General features: G+C 58.8%; 14 protein-coding genes. 8 read left to right on the forward strand and 6 right to left on the reverse strand.

Going from position 1 to position 17668, the window contains the following annotated elements; genetic code table 11:
• Positions 1-70 precede the first annotated feature (70 nt).
• Both AC1DN0_RS29475 and AC1DN0_RS29480 read right to left on the reverse strand, forming a co-directional pair.
• Complete coding sequence (locus AC1DN0_RS29475) at positions 71-2080, reverse strand: capsular polysaccharide biosynthesis protein (RefSeq protein ID WP_477146208.1); 2010 nt, start codon at positions 2078-2080, stop codon at positions 71-73.
• The gene (locus AC1DN0_RS29480; RefSeq protein ID WP_477111298.1) at positions 2081-3235 is read right to left on the reverse strand and encodes a glycosyltransferase family 4 protein; all 1155 of its coding nucleotides are present in this window, start codon (positions 3233-3235) and stop codon (positions 2081-2083) included.
• Positions 3236-3386: 151 nt separating this feature from the next.
• Here AC1DN0_RS29480 and AC1DN0_RS29485 point away from each other — a divergent pair, with 151 nt between their 5' ends.
• The 6 genes from AC1DN0_RS29485 to AC1DN0_RS29510 all read left to right on the forward strand — a co-directional run bounded on the left by AC1DN0_RS29485 (position 3387) and on the right by AC1DN0_RS29510 (position 12293).
• Positions 3387-4550, forward strand: coding sequence for a polysaccharide biosynthesis/export family protein (locus AC1DN0_RS29485; RefSeq protein ID WP_477111233.1), 1164 nt, complete (start codon positions 3387-3389; stop codon positions 4548-4550).
• A 184-nt stretch (positions 4551-4734) separates the two neighbouring features.
• A complete protein-coding gene (locus tag AC1DN0_RS29490; protein WP_477146209.1) occupies positions 4735-5913 on the forward strand; it encodes a glycosyltransferase in 1179 nt (392 codons plus the stop codon).
• A complete protein-coding gene (locus tag AC1DN0_RS29495) occupies positions 5910-7466 on the forward strand; it encodes a glycosyltransferase (RefSeq protein WP_477111235.1) in 1557 nt (518 codons plus the stop codon). Before AC1DN0_RS29490 ends, AC1DN0_RS29495 begins: the two co-directional genes overlap by 4 nt.
• A 22-nt stretch (positions 7467-7488) precedes the next feature.
• The gene (locus AC1DN0_RS29500; protein WP_477111236.1) at positions 7489-9582 is read left to right on the forward strand and encodes a tetratricopeptide repeat protein; all 2094 of its coding nucleotides are present in this window, start codon (positions 7489-7491) and stop codon (positions 9580-9582) included.
• A 54-nt stretch (positions 9583-9636) separates the two neighbouring features.
• On the forward strand, positions 9637-10878 hold the full coding sequence (locus AC1DN0_RS29505) for an FkbM family methyltransferase (protein WP_477111237.1): 1242 nt from the start codon (positions 9637-9639) through the stop codon (positions 10876-10878).
• A 101-nt stretch (positions 10879-10979) separates the two neighbouring features.
• Positions 10980-12293, forward strand: coding sequence for a glycosyltransferase family 4 protein (locus AC1DN0_RS29510; RefSeq protein ID WP_477111238.1), 1314 nt, complete (start codon positions 10980-10982; stop codon positions 12291-12293).
• Here the strand turns inward: AC1DN0_RS29510 and AC1DN0_RS29515 are convergent.
• Positions 12282-12935 (reverse strand): ABC transporter ATP-binding protein, encoded by a 654-nt coding sequence (locus tag AC1DN0_RS29515; protein ID WP_477111239.1) that lies wholly within the window; start codon positions 12933-12935, stop codon positions 12282-12284. The genes AC1DN0_RS29510 and AC1DN0_RS29515 overlap by 12 nt on opposite strands.
• A complete protein-coding gene (locus tag AC1DN0_RS29520; RefSeq protein WP_477111240.1) occupies positions 12932-13723 on the reverse strand; it encodes an ABC transporter permease in 792 nt (263 codons plus the stop codon). Before AC1DN0_RS29520 ends, AC1DN0_RS29515 begins: the two co-directional genes overlap by 4 nt.
• A gap of 504 nt (positions 13724-14227) precedes the next feature.
• On the opposite strand from AC1DN0_RS29520, the gene gmd reads away from it, so the two are divergent.
• Entirely contained in the window at positions 14228-15361 is a 1134-nt protein-coding gene (gene gmd / locus AC1DN0_RS29525) for a GDP-mannose 4,6-dehydratase (RefSeq protein WP_477111241.1), read from the forward strand.
• A complete protein-coding gene (gene fcl, locus AC1DN0_RS29530) occupies positions 15358-16332 on the forward strand; it encodes a GDP-L-fucose synthase (RefSeq protein WP_477111242.1) in 975 nt (324 codons plus the stop codon). The genes gmd and fcl overlap by 4 nt, the downstream gene beginning before the upstream one ends.
• Before the next feature lie 91 nt (positions 16333-16423).
• Here fcl and AC1DN0_RS29535 read toward each other — a convergent pair whose 3' ends face one another.
• Positions 16424-17404 (reverse strand): polysaccharide pyruvyl transferase family protein, encoded by a 981-nt coding sequence (locus tag AC1DN0_RS29535; RefSeq protein WP_477146210.1) that lies wholly within the window; start codon positions 17402-17404, stop codon positions 16424-16426.
• Positions 17405-17542: 138 nt separating this feature from the next.
• A partial coding sequence (locus tag AC1DN0_RS29540; RefSeq protein WP_477144204.1) for an IS4 family transposase occupies positions 17543-17668 on the reverse strand: 126 nt, incomplete at its 5' end.

A 17668-nucleotide genomic window follows, 5' to 3' on the forward strand; every position in this document is an offset into this window, starting at 1 on the left:
GGACTAAGACTCGATCAACGAGGACCACCCTGTTCTGATGCAAGGCTGGTTCCCAAATACCACCAGAAAATCAACGGGCCTGTCTCGGCCTGCGCCGGCTCCATGCCCAGCATCCATACCGTACAGCGTTGCGGCACCAGCGCCAGACCTTGCGCAGCGGGCGGCCGCGGTCGCCGGCAATCGGCACCATTGGGCGCCCTGCCGTCTGCCCCAGCTTGCGCACGACCGCCTCTGGCGTCGTAAACAACCCGGTACCCCAATCCCAGTAGATCGGGTAGCGCAGCAGCGCGCCGGCAACCAACATGTCCAGCGTTAGCCTCCGCCGCCGCCAAGGCTGCGGCAGCGCGTCCTCGGTCAGTCCCCAGCCCGCATAGAATGGCAGGCCGTAGGTAAATACGCGCTTGCCGCGCAGTAGTGCGTCGAAGCCCGCGAGAGAAGACAACACGTGCACTTCATCAGCGCGATCGACAAGCGACAACAAGTCGGCCTCGGCATCGACGATGTCGGACAGTTCGCGCGCCTGCACCAATCCCGCCCTGTTGCCGGACAAGACATCGGGGTGCGGCTTGTAAACGATAAAACTCTCCGGATTTCGCCGGCGCACCTCTTCGAGCAGTGCCTCAGCAGTGTTAAACGTCCCAGTGCCAAAGTGGATCGAAGCATCGTCCGCCACCTGGCCCGGCACCAGGATTACCGTCTTACCGGACGGCGCCGGCCAGGCAGGCTCGCGCCTCCCAAGGTTGTATTTAGTTACGCCCAGCCGAGCGACCAACTCGCGCAGCCGTGCCGCACGTACCAGTTCGCCCGCGCCGAAATTGGCGTCGTTCAGGATGTGCGTCAACTCACTTGGCCGGCGCGCATCGAAGTACAGTCCCAGACGGTCCACCACCTGGCTGCAGGGCRCATTCATGTCGGATCCCAACCCCTCGGAATGGAAGAAGCCGTCTTCCATTCGCAGCACGGGAGTACCCGAGGGTATGCCATCGTCGCCTTTGGCTCCCCATAACGCCACAAGTTCGCCTGGCCTGACCTCAGCCTGCAATCCGGACCAGCGGAGTTCACCACCGCCCGCCAAGAGGAACGGCGTGGCAAAATGCCGCTTCCAGAGCCGGAACCCCAGGCCCGCCACCTGTGCGCAATCCGCGTAGCGGCTGCTTACGTTACGCTGCAGTTCGATGCTGTCAAGCACCTGCGCCAGCGTGCCGGCGCGGTGGGTTTCCGGGTCGAAGTAGCGTGCAAGACGTAGATAAACCACATCGAACAGCGCGCCAAGCGTTGGCCTGGCACGTCGATCAGGCATTGCCAGCTCATCGTGGGTCAGGCCCCAGCCAGCATAGAAAGGCCTGCCATGCACATGCACCGGCACGCCGGCCAACAAGGCCTGCATGCCCTCGGGTGCGCTGACGGTATAGAAATGATCAACATGTGGCAGCGTCGCAAAAAGGCTGAAGCCATAGTCGATTTTGCGAATACCGGCGGGCAATCCGGGCAAGCGCGCCAAGTGGCCGCGCTTGCCGCCCGATGCCGGCCAGATCCAGAATTCCGCCGCAGGATGCTCCGCTAGCGCGGCAGCCAGCATCCGCTCGAACGCAGCCCCATCGCCTCTATCACCACAAGCCTGGTCAACAAGCAACACGCGTGGCCTATTGCTCAATGCCGCCAGCTCCGGTGCGCACGAAGGTATGGCATCGCAGGCAGCCTCCGCGCAGGCGGCTAAGACTCGCGCCATCAAGTCAGATGATTCCGAAGAAGCCGCGCCTGAGGGACTATCGTGCTCCAGCGCCTCTGCCACCGCCTGCTCCATCAGGGTGCCCGCCTTGCCTCGGCCACTCAGTTCAAACCACGACAACACCGGAAGACCATTCCTGCCCGAAGACCAGATAGGACCAGGCAACAAGGCTGGCGTCGCGCTGCGACCGAGGCGCACAAAGCCGAGCATCGCCCAACCAGTCGGCCGATCGGCCCACACGCCTTTCCGGGGACCCGCCCAAGAAACCGGCGTGCACCAACTACGAGTCAAATCGCGTGGATCGAGTGCAGCCTGCTGCGGTGGCCCTCCGCTTGCGCCCGCCCCGGCCATCTACGCCAACTCCTCGAGGAATCGGTCCACCACGTCGAAATGCTCCCGCCAGGTTGGCTCGCGAAAACTCCCAATTCTCGCCAACTGGGCCACGCGCGCCGGGCTTGCCGTCACTGCGTACTCCATGATGCGACGCATCCAGCCCGGACCGTCAAGCGGGTCAAGATATTCGGGAATGTCCGCCGCAATTTCACGAAAAACAGGCAGGTCACTGGCGATCACCGGCACCCGGAGCGCCAACGCCTCGGCCAACGGCATGCCGTATCCCTCCACGAAAGAGGGAAACAGCAGCGCCTGCGCATGGTGCAGATAATTGTGCAAACGCTCGTCGGAACAGTCGCCTTCCTCGATCACCTTGCCACGCAGTGGCGCGCAGCGTTCGAGCATATCGACTACGTTCTCGCACTCCCACCCGCGTCGCCCGATGACAACCAGTGTCGGCGCGCGCTCTCCATGGATTTCAACCAGGCGGCGCCAAATATGCAAGGCAAACCAATGATTCTTGCGAGGCTCGATGGTGCCGAGCATGACGAAATAGGGCTGCGGGAGAGGTCGCGCGCCGGGCGTGCCGGCGGCCACGCCCGAGGCCAAGCGGGCGACAACCGTTCTGGGTACGGTCCAGCCGGCTCGGAGGAACTCCTCCGCAAGGGAATCCAAGGTCGACTGGGAATTGGCAATGATGCCTGCCGCGTGAGCGGATGCCACGCTCATTCTTCTGTGATGCATTGCCAGCACACCGGGGCGGCAATACTCGGCGTGCGTGAGCGGGATCAAATCGTGCACCATAAATACGGGCCGAATCTCACGCTTCCTCATCGCCGTGAAATATCGGACGAACTCCATCCCCGAATGGCTGGTATGCAGCAGTACCCCTGGACCAGCTCGGTCACGTCTCAGGCCGCCGAGAACAGCCAGCACCATGAGGGCCCTGGCACCCCACGAGCGGGTGAAGTCCTGGTTCAACAGCATCTCGAACGCTCGTGCCGACTCGCGCTCCGACATCACGATGTGGATGCCGCGCTCGCTCAGCACAGCCCGCGCTCGGTGCGAATAGTGCCTGACGTACGCGAGACCAACGCGATCCACGCCAGTAGGCAGCACACGCTTGGCCAGTCGATCCAAGAGCCGCGTAACGTCCAGGTATATGGGAATCAATGTGCAACTGCGCGAGGGAACGCGCAAACGGGTGTGTGAGAATATTCCAACAAGGCCACGAATGAGATTATCGGCAAGTTCGCGTATTTTAGCTATGAACATGCCATAATTGCAAAAATTCGCCCAGCCTCTCGATAAGAATCACCTCAGAATGCGTAGCCTGACCGCCTTGTTGGTGGCCGTGTCGACCATCAGCACAGCCAGCCTTACCGCTTGTTCCTTCGTCCCATCCTCTGGTCCCACCAAGTCTCAGGTACAGGACTCCATCCAGGCATCGGTTACTGCGGGCATCCAGATCGTCGATGTCACGGAAGATGTCGCACACCGACTGCTGAAAGTGCGCCAGCCCGGCGACTTTGTCCATACCCTGGGCAACAAAACACAATTCCAGCAACAGCTTGGCGTCGGCGACACTCTTGAAGTTTCCGTCTGGGAGGCACCGCCTGCCACGCTGTTTGGCGCCTCGGCGATGGATCCCCGGGTTGCGCCCACCAATGCACGCGTCACCGTCCTGCCTGAGCAAATGGTCAGCGGCGACGGCCAGATCAATATCCCGTTTGCTGGCCAGATCGAGGCAGCCGGCCGCACCACCACCGAGGTGGAGCGAGCCATTACCGCCGCTCTGAAGGGCAAGGCGAACCAACCGCAAGTTCTGGTACGTTTGTCAAAGAATGTCACTTCCTATGTGACAGTGGTCGGCGACGTCGGCGCAAGTACCCGCATGCAGCTCACCCCGCGCGGCGAGCGCCTGCTGGACGCCGTCGCAAGCGCGGGAGGCGTTCGCCAGCCCGTGGATAAGACGACCATCCAGGTCACCCGCGGCAGCGAAGTCCAAGCCCTGCCGCTGCAAACCATCATCCGCGACCCCCGCCAGAACGTGCCGCTTCGCGCAGGCGACGTTGTAACCGCCCTGTATCAGCCTCTCAGCTTTACCGCGCTGGGCGCGACAGGAAAAAACCAGGAAGTCAACTTCGAAGCGCAAGGCATCACGCTGGCCCAGGCCATCGCCCGCGCCGGCGGCCTTGAAGACGCCCGCTCCGACGCGCAAGGCGTGTTCGTTTTCCGCTTTGAGGACGCCTCCGCCCTGGCCTGGCCCAATCAGCCCGTGCGCACCACGCAGAACGGCAAGGTGCCGGTGGTCTACCGCATCAACCTGAAGGACCCGGGCAGCTTCTTCGTGGCTCAGACCTTTCCGATGGACAACAGGGATCTCCTGTATGTTTCGAACGCCCCGATCGCGGAGCTTCAGAAATTCCTGAACGTGGTGTTCTCCGTGGCCTATCCGGTGGTAACCACGGTCAATACGTTCAAGTAATACGGTCCTTTATCGCCGGACGCGCCCGAGTCGACGCAGCCCACCCCCATCTCCCGCACTTGCCATTCTTTAGGAATGCATGCGCAACTGGTGGCGGGGCCCTTAAGCTTTCCACGCCATTTTGCCGTTGACGAGCTGCTCAACCAAGTCAATTCATCATTCGCCTTAGCGTTGGAGTCTATCTGTGCGTTTGTTTATCTGTGATCCGGTTTGCGCGCAACCTTTTGGCCACAATGTCGCTGCATTGAATTATTTTTCGAATGCGTTTTCCGACGTATTTGAAGAGATCGTGYCGTTGTGCTGCAAACACCTGCCAGAAAAAACGGTCGACGAATATGGCTTCGTCCCGTTCTACGATTTCTATTATCGCGAATATATTTCCATTGCAACGGCTCCCAAACTCGGCGCAGAAAGCGCAAGCGGCTTCGCGGACCCACTCGAAGCGCAGGCAACCCGAGATGCGAAGCGGCTCATCCAGAGCTATGGAATAGATAATACCGATACGCTCTTCTTCCCCAGTCTGGATATATACGGCGTCGTTGGACTCCTGAACGCGCTGGCGGAACAACCCATAGCCCGACAGCCCAAGATCTTCCTGCGCTTCATCGGTGTCATGGAGAACGCTTCGCGCACCTACCGCGACCCCGAGCGCGAGTTGCTTCGCCGGCTTGTCATCGCGCGCGCCGCCGGAGCCCGCATCGCGCTTTCAGCCGAAACCCCGAAGCTCGCCGATCGTCTCGCTGCGTTGCTATGCGCGCCTGTCGCGGTAACGCCCTATCCCACCATCGCGACGGCATTCCCATTCCCCCCGGCAGGTCCGATGATATGTTTCTGCCCTGGATCGGCACGATACGACAAGGGCTTTCTCTTGCTGCGCGAGCTCTTCCTGTCGATTCGACAACGTGACCCCGATCTGGCCATTCAGTTCGTCGTCCAAAACCTGCCCGACCGCGATGCAGTTCACCACGATGGCTATATATCGCAGCTCTACGCAATGCCGGGAGTTGAATTGCTGTCCTCGATGATATCCGAGCGGGAAATGATCCGGCACTACAGAAATGCATCCGTCATTTTGCTGCCATATGATCACATCGTGTACGAACTACGCGGCTCCGCGGCGCTGATGGAAGCCGCCTGTTTCGGACGTCCGGTTATCTCGCTGGATCGAATGGCATTCTCCGAGCAAATCAGATACTACGGCCTTGGTACCGTATGCTCGTCGCTCGAGGAAATGGCGAATGCGGTCATCGGGCTCGAGCAGGAAGATCGTGAGCACGTTGCCCAACGTGCTCTCCAGGCCCGTCACCGGCTGACGGCGGACATGGACGGCTCCTATGAGCGATGGTTTCGAGTTGCACTATGAAAATACTTTTTATTGACCACATCTTTCATGAGAAGACTCGCTCCAGCGAGTTCTTTCGCGCCTTGCTGGCGCGCTCCTTTGAGTTGCGCACACTCTACGTTGACCCTGACGAGCCCTCGCGCCTGCTGGACTCGATAGAGGATACACAGGAGGATCTCGCGGTGCTCTGGCAGATGGACTACCTGGCTCCCATCTTCTTGGCCATGGGTATGCGCGTCATCGTGATTCCCATGTATGACGGTTCAGCGAATATGCCGGATCTCCACTGGCTCTGGGCCAGACAGGCGCGCTTCATCAATTTCAGCCGGCGCCTTCACGCAAAGATCGGCCGCTGTGGCGGAGACTCGCTGCTTGTCAAATATTTCAAGCCGCCGGTCGGGGAGAATCGCCTGAAGAAATTTGATAAGCTCAAAGTTCTTCTTTGGCAGCGCCGCCCGGAGCACGGTATCAACCTGAATATGGTGGAACGCCTTCTCGGCACTCAGATTGACAGCCTGCATGTGCATGACACGCCAGACGATGAAAAGTGCATATCCAGCGCCTATATGCAGCGGAGTATGTCTGGCTACGAGCTGACCACGTCCAGTTGGTTCAAATCGCCGGACGACTACGCGCGCCTGCTTGACACGTGTAACGTATTCATCGCCCCTCGCCGCACCGAGGGCATTGGCATGGCGTTCCTGGAAGCGATGAGCCGCGGTTTCCTCGTGTTCGCAGCCGACGGCGCGACTCACGACGAATATATAGCAAACTGGGTCAACGGCGTCCTGTTCAACCCAGATCAGGCCAGCTACACCGATTTGCATGGACGCGCGGAGGCAATGGGCCGCATGGCGTGGAAGACCGCGCAGATGGGCTACGAAAAGTGGATTGCTTCGCAAGCCGACCTGCTCGATTTCATCCGCACCACCCCAAAACCGGTCTTTGCCAAGCGACCTAATGCAGCCGACTTCGCCAGGAGCCTGATCGCTCACTACAGTGCGGGACTGGAACAGTATCGCGCGTTCCTGCTGAGCAACCTCCAGTATCTGGAGGCGTTCGGCGGGAGCGAGGCAATCGAGCGCCTTGAGGCCGACGGCAGCATTTCCCCCCAGCTCCGCCGGCGCGAGAAGAGCGCGACCGAACAATATCTGGAGCAACTTTCTTCCATGCCCTGGCTCGATCAAAACAAGTTCGAGCCTTCGACCAGTGAAAGTCTTCGCCACATTGTGGAGGGTGTTGTCAACGTCGAGGACGATTGCGCCTGGGTGACCGGAGACGGCCTGACACTAGGCTTCTCGCTCGACCCGACCTTGGGCGCCACCAGCAAGATGCAGATCGCCTACAAGTCATTCGGCACCGCCGGCCAGGCCGCCCGGTATCTCGTCATCCTTAACGGCTGGTCGATCGGATCTGGCTCGTTCACAGAGAATGTGGGGGTGGTCGCACACGATGTCCCCGTGCACTCGCTCAAGAGAAGTAACACGCTACGCATCCAGATCCTGCCTGGAGCAGATGCATCGGCGGCCTCGACACGAGAGTCGTGGGGCATAGCGCGCGTTGAGTTCGTTTGACCGCTTGGAGCAGAACACCCAAATGTTTAATCTGAAGATCGCTTTCGGCAGTAAGGTCGGTAACCTTATCCGCTCAGGTGACCAGGCGCGAGAGGCAAAGCAATGGCGCTCGGCCATTGCTTACTACGAGCGCGTCGTTGCCGCCAAACCCTCGCTGTCCAGTATCTGGGTCCAGCTGGGTCATGCGCGCAAGGAACATGGAGACCTGGCTGGTGCTGAAACCGCTTACCAGACGGCCATCCAGCTCGATCCGGACTCTGCCGACACAGCGCTGCATATCGGCCACTTGCATAAAGTGGCCCAGCGGATGGACGATGCCATTGCCTGGTACCGGCGGTCGTTCCTGCTTGATCGGCTGAACATCAATGCTCGCGAAGAACTAACGGCGCTTGGGCTGCTTGGCCACGAGGGCGACTGGGCAGCCGACCCCTTGGAACTGACAACCCACTCTGAGCCAGAACGCCGGCTCCTCTGGGACTGCACGCGGTACCATCGCCTCGTGGGCACCGGCCAATTCTGCGCCGAGGAGAAATGGTTTGTTGACCTCGGCATCGCCAGTTCGAAGCATTTTGACATAACCCCAGTTGTATTCGATCAGGAGGCTGGCCGCTTTCTGCGCTACACCTTTGATGGCGACATCGTAGACGGACGCGAGGCAGCGGCCTTGCCAACAGGCAGATTCGCACACACCGATCTGGTCACCGGCGTGAATTGCCGCCGCACCCAGCCAACGGACCTGATCCGCTTGCTCTGCGCGGCCCGATCCCAACTGGGCATGCGGATTTTTGGTGTTGTTCGCGATGCAGCCGCTGCCGGTCCGGGCAGCTCGGACAGCGTCGAGATCCTGAAGATCCTTGAAAAACATGCAACGGCACTTCTGGTGTGTCACGGTAAAGACCGCGAACTAGCCGAGGATATTGCCCGCCGGGTCGGCCGCAGCCAATCGATGGTCTTTGCACTTGATCCAAGACCCTCCGGCGACACACCACGAGCAACCGTTGCGCGCGCCCGCGCCGGCAACCGCATCCTGGTCCTCGAGCCTCAAGACGCCCACGACATGCTCGCCCTCGACATGCAAATGAGCGCGCTGCGCCACAGCGATGTTGCGGGCCAAATAATCTCGTCGAGAGTTCCATGCGACGAATCCGCGCTCCGCTGCCAAGCGGCCGACGCCATGCACCCGAGAGCGCGAATCGCGCCTGCCGAAGCATGGCACGATCTCACCAGCGCGCGCATCCAAACGCTCCTCATCCCCCAGTCGCGCCCCGATGGCGACATTTGGGCCGCGCATGCGCTCGCACAAGGGGCGGAAGTGCTATGCCACGCAGGCAATCGGCGAGTACTCCAAGTCATCGGAGCGAGCGCGTCATACTTTACCGATCATGGCCCGGTCAATGCCGAGACTTTGCCATCCGCTGCCCGCCCATCCGACACGCAGCCCTCGCTAGCGCAGGGGACCCACCGAATCGAAGATGGACTACATACCCCGTGGATCCAGGCGCTCAATACGATTTTCACGGCGTCGAAACACTTCGCACCGCCCGTCATCCCTGCGAATGCGGCACGCTATGGCGTCTACTACGGTAGCGAGGAGGTTGCCGGCACCGCACGGCAATACAGCGAGGCGGAGGGTCGCAGCATGCTTCTTGGGGCTGGATGGGGCGCCACCAATTCACTTGGTACCGCCATCTTCGATGGCGACGCACAGATTCAGTTCTGCCTGCCCTTCCCTCCCGAGGGTGTGGTCGCGTGCAAGGCCCTCTTGTATCGTGCTGAAGGCAGCACTGACGACGCCTCACCGGCACTGACATGGGCAGAGCTCGAGGCCGAACCCGTCACCCATATGTCAAGGTCCGGAGCGGCCATGTACAGCGTCCGTATCGGCCGGACCTGCCCCCAGGACCAGCCTCGGAACAACTTGCCGCACCTCGCCGGGTTCCTGATCTATCCAAAGAAGCACGATCATCACTGGCATGAGTTCCTAGACCGGACATCGAGAAGCATTCGGTCATTCCGGAATCTTCCGCTGCGCCTGCCAGGTTCGCTAGCGGAGTCCGCAAGTTCCCTGGTTGAACAATACAGCGAGCATCCTGGAAGCCTCCGCGCACAGGGTTGAGCCTAGCTCGGAAACCACTGCGCGATGGAACACGATGCGTCTATGGAAAATGCTATGGCTTTGACTATCCGGTTCAAAGAAGACAGCTATGCCATTGTCTTCGACGAACTCGACCGGAATATTGCGACGGCGGTACAACGCGAGCAGACCTGGGAGCCGTGGCAACTCGATCTTTACAGGCGGACCATCCGCGAATCGTGGACGTGCGTGGACGTCGGTGCAAACGTAGGCATCAACGCCATCGCTATGTCGCGCTGCGCGCACAGAGTGTATGCCTTCGAGCCGGTCGAGCTGACCTACTCGCTGCTCCTGCACAACCTCGCGCTGAATGCGAGCAGCAACGTTACACCGTATAAGTTCGCGCTCGGCGAGGATGCCAGTATTGCGACCATATACGCAGATAGAGCAGAGCTTGGACGAGCCAGCATCGGCGCCAGCGCGCGGGAAGCCATTGCGCCGGCTTTGGATCCTTCCCTCCAGGTGGGTGGCAGGGTGCAGGTACGACCCATGGATGACTGGTGGGATGAGTTGCAGAACCCGCGCATCGACTTCATCAAGATCGATGTCGAAGGCTCCGAACAGCAGGTGGTGTCGGGCGCGAAACGGCTATTGAAAGCAAACCCCGAGATACTCCTGGTCTGCGAGATGAACGTCGAGGCCCACGCTGCGAGAGAAGCCAATCGGGGGAAGCCGTCATCCTCGGCCTCGCTCTTTGCGCAATTGCGGGAACTCTTCAAGCACGTTTTCTTCATGGGGCGAGATCTGCGGCTCTATGAACTGCACTCCTATTCGCAGCTACGCGTCCTTCTCATGCATGGGCATCCGGTGGATGACCTGTTCTGCTGCAACTGCGTACCGGACAGCGTCGCCGACATGATCGCGGAGAAATGGACGATCCCGAATCGTCTCACTCGCGAGTACGAGGTCTATCAGTCATCAACCGTGCTGTTTGTCAATCGCTTCCCGGATGGCTGGACCGCTCCGGTTGATGGACACGGGAACACGCAATCCGCGGTCGTGGTCACCACCAGCCGGGATGCCGTGGTCAGGCTATCTCTGCGTCCGATCTATACAAAGCACGCCGGTCCGCAGACATATCGCGTCGATCTGTACGGGAACAATGACGCGTATCACATCGATGTGACCGACAAGCCTGCGGAACTTGCGCTGCGCCTTGAAGCAGGGACTCACTGGATCTTCGTCGAAACGGATTTCGATCTGCTCGCAGGCCCGTACCTGGGTAATCCGCAAGATGGCCGCACCATCGGTGCGAACGTACGGCTGGCTATCGAATAGCGATTACCGTCGGATTCCCGCCAATATCGCCCCCCCCCCCCCAGACAGCCCCCCGACCAAATGCACTTCAAGAAATACCCGATCAAGAGAGGATTCACTCAATGCCATCAGTAATGGTAGATGGATACAACCTGGGCCTCGAGAAGGGGACAGGCGTTGCCACCTACGGCAGCAATCTGTGCAGGGCCGCCCGAAGCGTCGGCTATCGGATCGATTTGCTCTATGGCGGCAGGTCTACGCGCTCCAAGAATCCTCTGCTGAGCGAGATTGCCTTCTTTGACGGGGCGATGCGGAAAAAGGCGGGTATCGGGGGTATCCCGCGCATGGTGGGCGAAGCACTCTCGGCACCCCTTGGATGCCGCGTCGATGAAGTGCCAATCTCAGGAAGTGTTCTATATGATTCGCTCAAGGCACGCCTTCCGAAATTCGACAGGCTCTGGAACAGTCCGGATCTATACAAGCGGTCCCACCGGACTTTCAGGTGGTTCAACAGGTTCGCAAGCGTGGCCTTGCCACAAGTAGACATTGCGCACTGGACCTATCCCCTGCCCATACGCGCCAAAGGTGCGCTCAACATCTATACGCTGCACGATCTGGTGCCACTGAGACTGCCGCATACCACGCTCGACCACAAGCGGAACTACTACGCTCTCTGCAAAAGACTCGTTGACACCGCCGATCACATCGTCACCGTTTCCGAAACCTCGCGAATGGACATCATCAATCTACTGGATGCCGACCCGGATAAGGTAACGAATACCTTTCAGGCGGTATCTCTACCGAAAGCCGCGACCGAGAAAGACGAGGCGACGGTACGTCAGGAGCTATCAGGAATCTTCAATCTCTCTTATAAGGGATATTTCCTGTTCTTTGGCGCGATCGAGCCCAAGAAGAATATCAATCGACTTATCGAGGCATATCTTGGCAGCGGGGTGAATCTGCCCCTGGTAATCGTCGGAGCACCGGGATGGAAGTCGGATGAGGAGCTGCGGCTCCTGAAGACGATTGGCGCGCTTCCGGGCCAGGTGCAAAGCCGTATCCTGCGACTCGAGTACCTGCCGCTGCCGCTTTTGACGACGATAATCCGTGGAGCCAAAGCGACCATCTTCCCATCCCTTTACGAAGGCTTCGGGTTGCCCGTGCTCGAATCAATGACGCTTGGGACCGCCGTAATCACTTCGAGGATCGGCAGCTTGCTGGAGGTAGCCGGCGACGCCTGTTCGGTGGTCGACCCCTACGATACGCGCGCGCTCGCACAAGCCATGAGAGCCATCGACGCGAACGACGATCTGCGGCACGGCTTGGAGGAAAAGGGAGTCCGCCAGGCACTTCAATTCAATCCGGAATCCTATGCGAAGAAGATTGACGAGGTGTACCGGTCGGTGGTCGAAAAGAGACAGCGTTCAACCCCCTGATTGCTCGTAGAAGGCATAGGCTTCATCGACCTCGTCGAACGCGTGAAGCCTTCCTTGCACAAGGACGGCCGCATGGTCGCAATGCTCACGAATATAGCCAGGGTCGTGGCTGACAATGATCAGCGAAGATTCTTTCCGCTTCTCGAACAGTTCAGTGTGGCATTTCGCGTGAAATCTGCTGTCACCCACAGCAACAATCTCGTCGATCAGGAAACAATCGAAATCGATCGCCATTGAGATCGCGAAGGCCAGCCGCGCGCGCATGCCCGCTGAATATGTCTTGACGGGCTCTCGCAGGTAGTAGCCTAGCTCCGAGAATTCCTGCACGAACGGTTCGACGGCTTTTGGGTCGGCGCCATACACACGACAGATAAAGCGCAGATTGTCCATTCCGCTCAGGCTGCTCTGGAAGGCTCCGCCAAAAGCCAGTGGCCAGGACACGCTCATCCCACGCCGAATGGTACCGTATGTGGGCAGTTCCGCGCCGCTGATCATCCTGATCATGGTGGACTTCCCTGCGCCATTGCGTCCCAGGATGCCGATCTTCTCCGTCTGCTGTACACGCAGGTTGATATCGTGCAGTACCATCCGCCAACCTTGACGCGTATGGTAGCCCTTGCCTAGATTCTTGATGTCAATCACTCCGGCTCCACTCGCTTGCTGGCCTCGCGTACGGATACGAGACCTATGAATAACAGGATCAGGTCGGCAACACAGAGATAGCTGAGATCATAGTGCGGATTCACCCTGACTCCGAAATATCCGGCACGAATCATTTCCGTGCCGTGCACCATCGGAAACCACAAGACAACTTTCCGGGCCAAGGGTGGAAGCCACTCCACCATAAAAACCGCACCTGAGAACGGAAAAAACAAATAGGAAATCGTGTGCCAGATGCGCTCCACCGCTTCGCTGCGCTCACTCAGTCCGCCAACAGTAAAACCGAGCCCGATGCCGAAGAACGCCAGTAGCACCCAGCCAACAAAGATCAGTCCCAGGTCTACCGGTGGCTCCATCAGCCCGAGGGAGATAAACAGGAGCAGCAGAAAGGCAAACGAGGTGGTGGCACCAGCGATCTCCAGTACAACCCGCGCCAGGAACAGATCGATCACGCGCACATTGCGGTGATACAGCAGGCTCTGGTTTGGAAGGATCGCCAAGGCGCAACGGTTGGCGCAGTTCCGCCAAAGCAGGACTGCGGAATAGCCGGTCACAGCGAAAGCCGTGATGGGCAGATTCGATCCATGCGCCGCCTTGGTGGCTGTCCAGAGGGCAGTCACGCCAAGCGTGAACATCATCGGCTCAAAGAACACCCATAGGAATCCGATGTTATGCCGTCCATAGCGCGTCAGGATCTCTCGCATCAGGAGTGCTCCGACTACCCGGACCTGGATACGCAGGGATTGAACGATAGTGGTTTCAGAACTCATGCAATTGCCTACCATTAGGCGAAGCCTTGATCGGGTCCGCACGATTGGCTGTGGGGACCAATCCTCAATCTGCCGCCCCGGCTGCGGAGGGCCTGGAACGGTACACCTTGCTTGGGGAATCTAGGCTCGGCCAGGGCGAACGAGAGAGACTTGCCGGGATACAGGCAAGACGCCGCGCCGCCGTGAGCCCAAGGCTCGCGGGATTTTACTATGAAGGAGTCGGCGCCAAGAAACGTTTTCGGGATGTACAACCGATCGATGAGTGCGCACTTCAAGTCGTTGCAACTCGGGCGCATAGGCATCTCGAAATGCTCGCCCTGCGGTCGAAATTTCCGCAATGGTCTCAGCTTTGGCAACTGAGGGCACTGACGGTAGTAGTATACGGCAATGACGCCGACTGTAATCCAGCCGGACTGTTGCTTCAAGAACCTCGCAATTACTCTCCTCCTAGCAAATTGACTTGACGCCCCGCAAATCTGTAGCGCAGCGTCCGATAATCGAAATATGAGTTCCAACAAGAAAGCACTGATCACCGGCATCACGGGCCAAGACGGCTCCTATCTGGCTGAACTACTCCTTGAAAAGGGATACGAAGTGCATGGCATCAAACGCCGTGCGTCGCAGATCAACACGCAGCGGATCGACCATATCTACGAAGATCCGCATGTGCGGAATCAGCGCTTCATCCTCCACTACGGCGATCTGACAGATACGTCTAACCTGACGCGGATACTCCAGAATGCGCAGCCCGACGAGGTGTACAACCTGGGCGCCCAATCCCATGTCGCGGTCAGCTTTGAAGCACCGGAATACACAGCCGACGCGGATGGCCTCGGCGTGCTCAGGCTGCTCGAAGGAATCAGGATTCTGGGTATGGAGAAGAGTTGCCGGTTCTACCAGGCCTCGACCTCGGAACTCTATGGCCTGGTCCAGGAAATTCCCCAGCGGGAGACGACGCCCTTCTATCCGCGCAGCCCATATGCAGTTGCCAAGTTGTATGCTTACTGGATCACTGTCAACTATCGTGAAGCCTATGGCATGTACGCCTGCAACGGCATTCTGTTTAACCACGAGTCGCCCCGCCGCGGCGAAACGTTCGTGACGCGCAAGATCACCCGTGGCCTGGCCAACATCGCGCAGGGCCTGGAAGAATGCCTGTATATGGGTAACCTCAGCGCTTTGCGCGACTGGGGTCACGCCAAGGACTACGTCCGCATGCAATGGATGATGCTGCAGCAGGAGCAACCCGAGGACTTCGTCATCGCAACGGGCCTGCAGTATTCGGTTCGCGAATTCCTCACCATGGCAGCTGCGGCACTTGGCGTCACCCTGGAGTTCCGAGGTCAAGGTGTCGATGAAACCGGCGTGGTAACGCGCACCGAGGGCCCAAATGCGCCGGGCCTCAAGGTTGGCGACGTAATCGTACGAATTGACCCGCGCTACTTCCGGCCGACCGAGGTGGAGACTCTGCTGGGCGATCCAAGCAAGGCCATGTCGAAGCTGGGTTGGCGCCCCGAGATCACGGTTCAGGAAATGTGCGAAGAGATGGTTGCCGACGATCTGAATGTCGCGAAGCGCCACGCATTGCTCGCAAAGCATGGGTACGCCGTTCCCGTATCCCTGGAGCACAAAGCATGAGTATCAACAAAGACGACGCAATCTTCGTCGCGGGCCACCGCGGAATGGTCGGCTCGGCCATAGTGCGAAGGCTCGAAACTCTGGGATACCGAAACATCGTCACCGCCGCCCGTGATAAGGTGGATCTTACCCGGCAGAGCGAGGTGGAGGCATTCTTCGCCGATCGCCACATCGATCAGGTTTACCTGGCCGCGGCCAAGGTAGGCGGCATCCATGCAAACAGCACCTATCCTGCCGAGTTCATCTACGAAAACCTGATGATCGAGGCCAACATCATCCACTCGACCCATCGCGCCGGCGTGAGGAAGTTGCTGTTCCTGGGTTCGTCGTGCATTTACCCTCGCGCGACCGAACAGCCGATGTCCGAGAGTTCGCTGTTGACCGGCATGCTGGAACCGACCAATGAGCCATATGCCATCGCGAAGATTGCTGGCATCAAGCTATGCGAAAGCTACAACCGCCAGTACGGGTGCGATTTCCGGAGCGCCATGCCGACCAACCTGTACGGACCGCATGACAATTTCCATCCGGAAAACAGCCACGTCATTCCGGCGTTGCTGCGCAGATTCGATCAGGCCATCAGGGATCACGAGGACGAAGTGGTGATCTGGGGGAGCGGCAAGCCCATGCGCGAGTTCCTACATGTGGACGATATGGCCTCGGCGAGCGTCCATATCATGGAGCTTGACGCGGCCACATACCAGGCCAATACGGAGCCGATGCAGTCGCACATTAATGTTGGAACTGGAGAAGACTGCACGATTTCCGAACTTGCCGAGAGCGTCAAGCGCGTCACCGGATTCAAGGGGCAATTGCGCTTCGATAGCAGCAAGCCGGAAGGCACCCTGCGGAAGCTTCTCAATGTCTCGCGCCTGAGCAAACTCGGATGGCGGGCGAGTATTTCGCTCGAAGACGGCCTGCGAGACAGCTATCAATGGTTTGCCCAGAATCAGGGATTATTCCGAAATTAATAAAAGGGGGCATTGCGCCCCTTTTTCCGATAAGCCCGGGTGCGTGGCATGAAGCACCGGSGGGAARGTAAATCCCACCCCCCTCTCCCCGTCAGGCTACCGGTACACAAGCGGCATCAATTAGCTCCCGGACATGCCTTGTCAGGGAGTCCATGATGAATGCCTGGGAAAATTCGTAATACGTCGGCACATCCCCATATTCGTGCGCGAGCGCCCGATATTTCGTCTGTTCGTTATGGATAAACGGCACAAAGGGGATATTCATCGCATGCGCTACGATATGCATGTGAAAACGCTCGCCAATAAAGAAATCGCATTGTGCGCAGAATCCCAGCAAATCATCGACACTCGCGAAGTCAGCACACTTGATCAGTCCATTGGAGACGGAATGGAGCAGATCCGCTTTCGCAAGATCGCTCTGGTTGTGTGCGGAAACGTGGCTGCAGAACGGAATATAGAAGAGTTCCAACTCATCCCGGAACTGATGCGCAATCCCGGCATATATCTGCTGCAGGTGCATCGAGAACGGCTCGTCGYCGATAAACCGGGTGGAGCCGATATTGATGCCGGCCTTCAACTTCCCCGTCTTCGCGGTGCGTTGCACTGGTTCAATCATGCCACAGGCGTAGTCCGGCTCGACTACCGCGCCGTCGCACCCGAGGTGCCTCCGCGCGAGATCCAGCGAATCATGCTCGCGAAAGGAAACGCGCTCGGCAAGACGCAGAAGATGGCGCGAAGCAGCAATGTTGTAGTGGAATCCATGAAGGCCCACCCTGCTTATCTGCAGCTTGCAGCCGACCGTCTTTGCGGCTAGCGCAATAATCAGTAACTCTTGAATATGCTCGGGCGACCAGAAGATCCCGCCGCCGCCCATAACCAAGGTCGTATGGCCCTCAATATACCGCTCCGGATCGGCAAGAAAATTCTTGAATTCAACATACTCCTTGTACTGCTCAAGCCCGGGCCTTCCATAGGCGACAATGGTCGCGGAAGGATCCTGACTCAAGATCGACTTCAAAATCAAGTCATCACCAACATTTCCTGCCCCATATCCACCTAGATAAATGGTCATGCTATTTCAACCTTAATTTTTATATATTAGCCTTTATCCCATCCCTCTTTATCGCTCTGAGTGTCGGAGCCGGGATGACAAGGGGGAGACACGCTCGCGGGGTTGCCGGCCGGCTTAAATCATCTCCTTATACAGAAGTCATGAGTCCTCAGCCCGTAGCGCCAGGATCATGAACGCAGCATCCATGGTTCGCTGCATGCCGATCCAGATCGTTTTGGCGCCGGGCTCGCCATCACTCTTGCGGCCCAGGAAACCACCCAGTGA

It is taken from the genome of Cupriavidus sp. 05N39, from assembly GCF_056397325.1.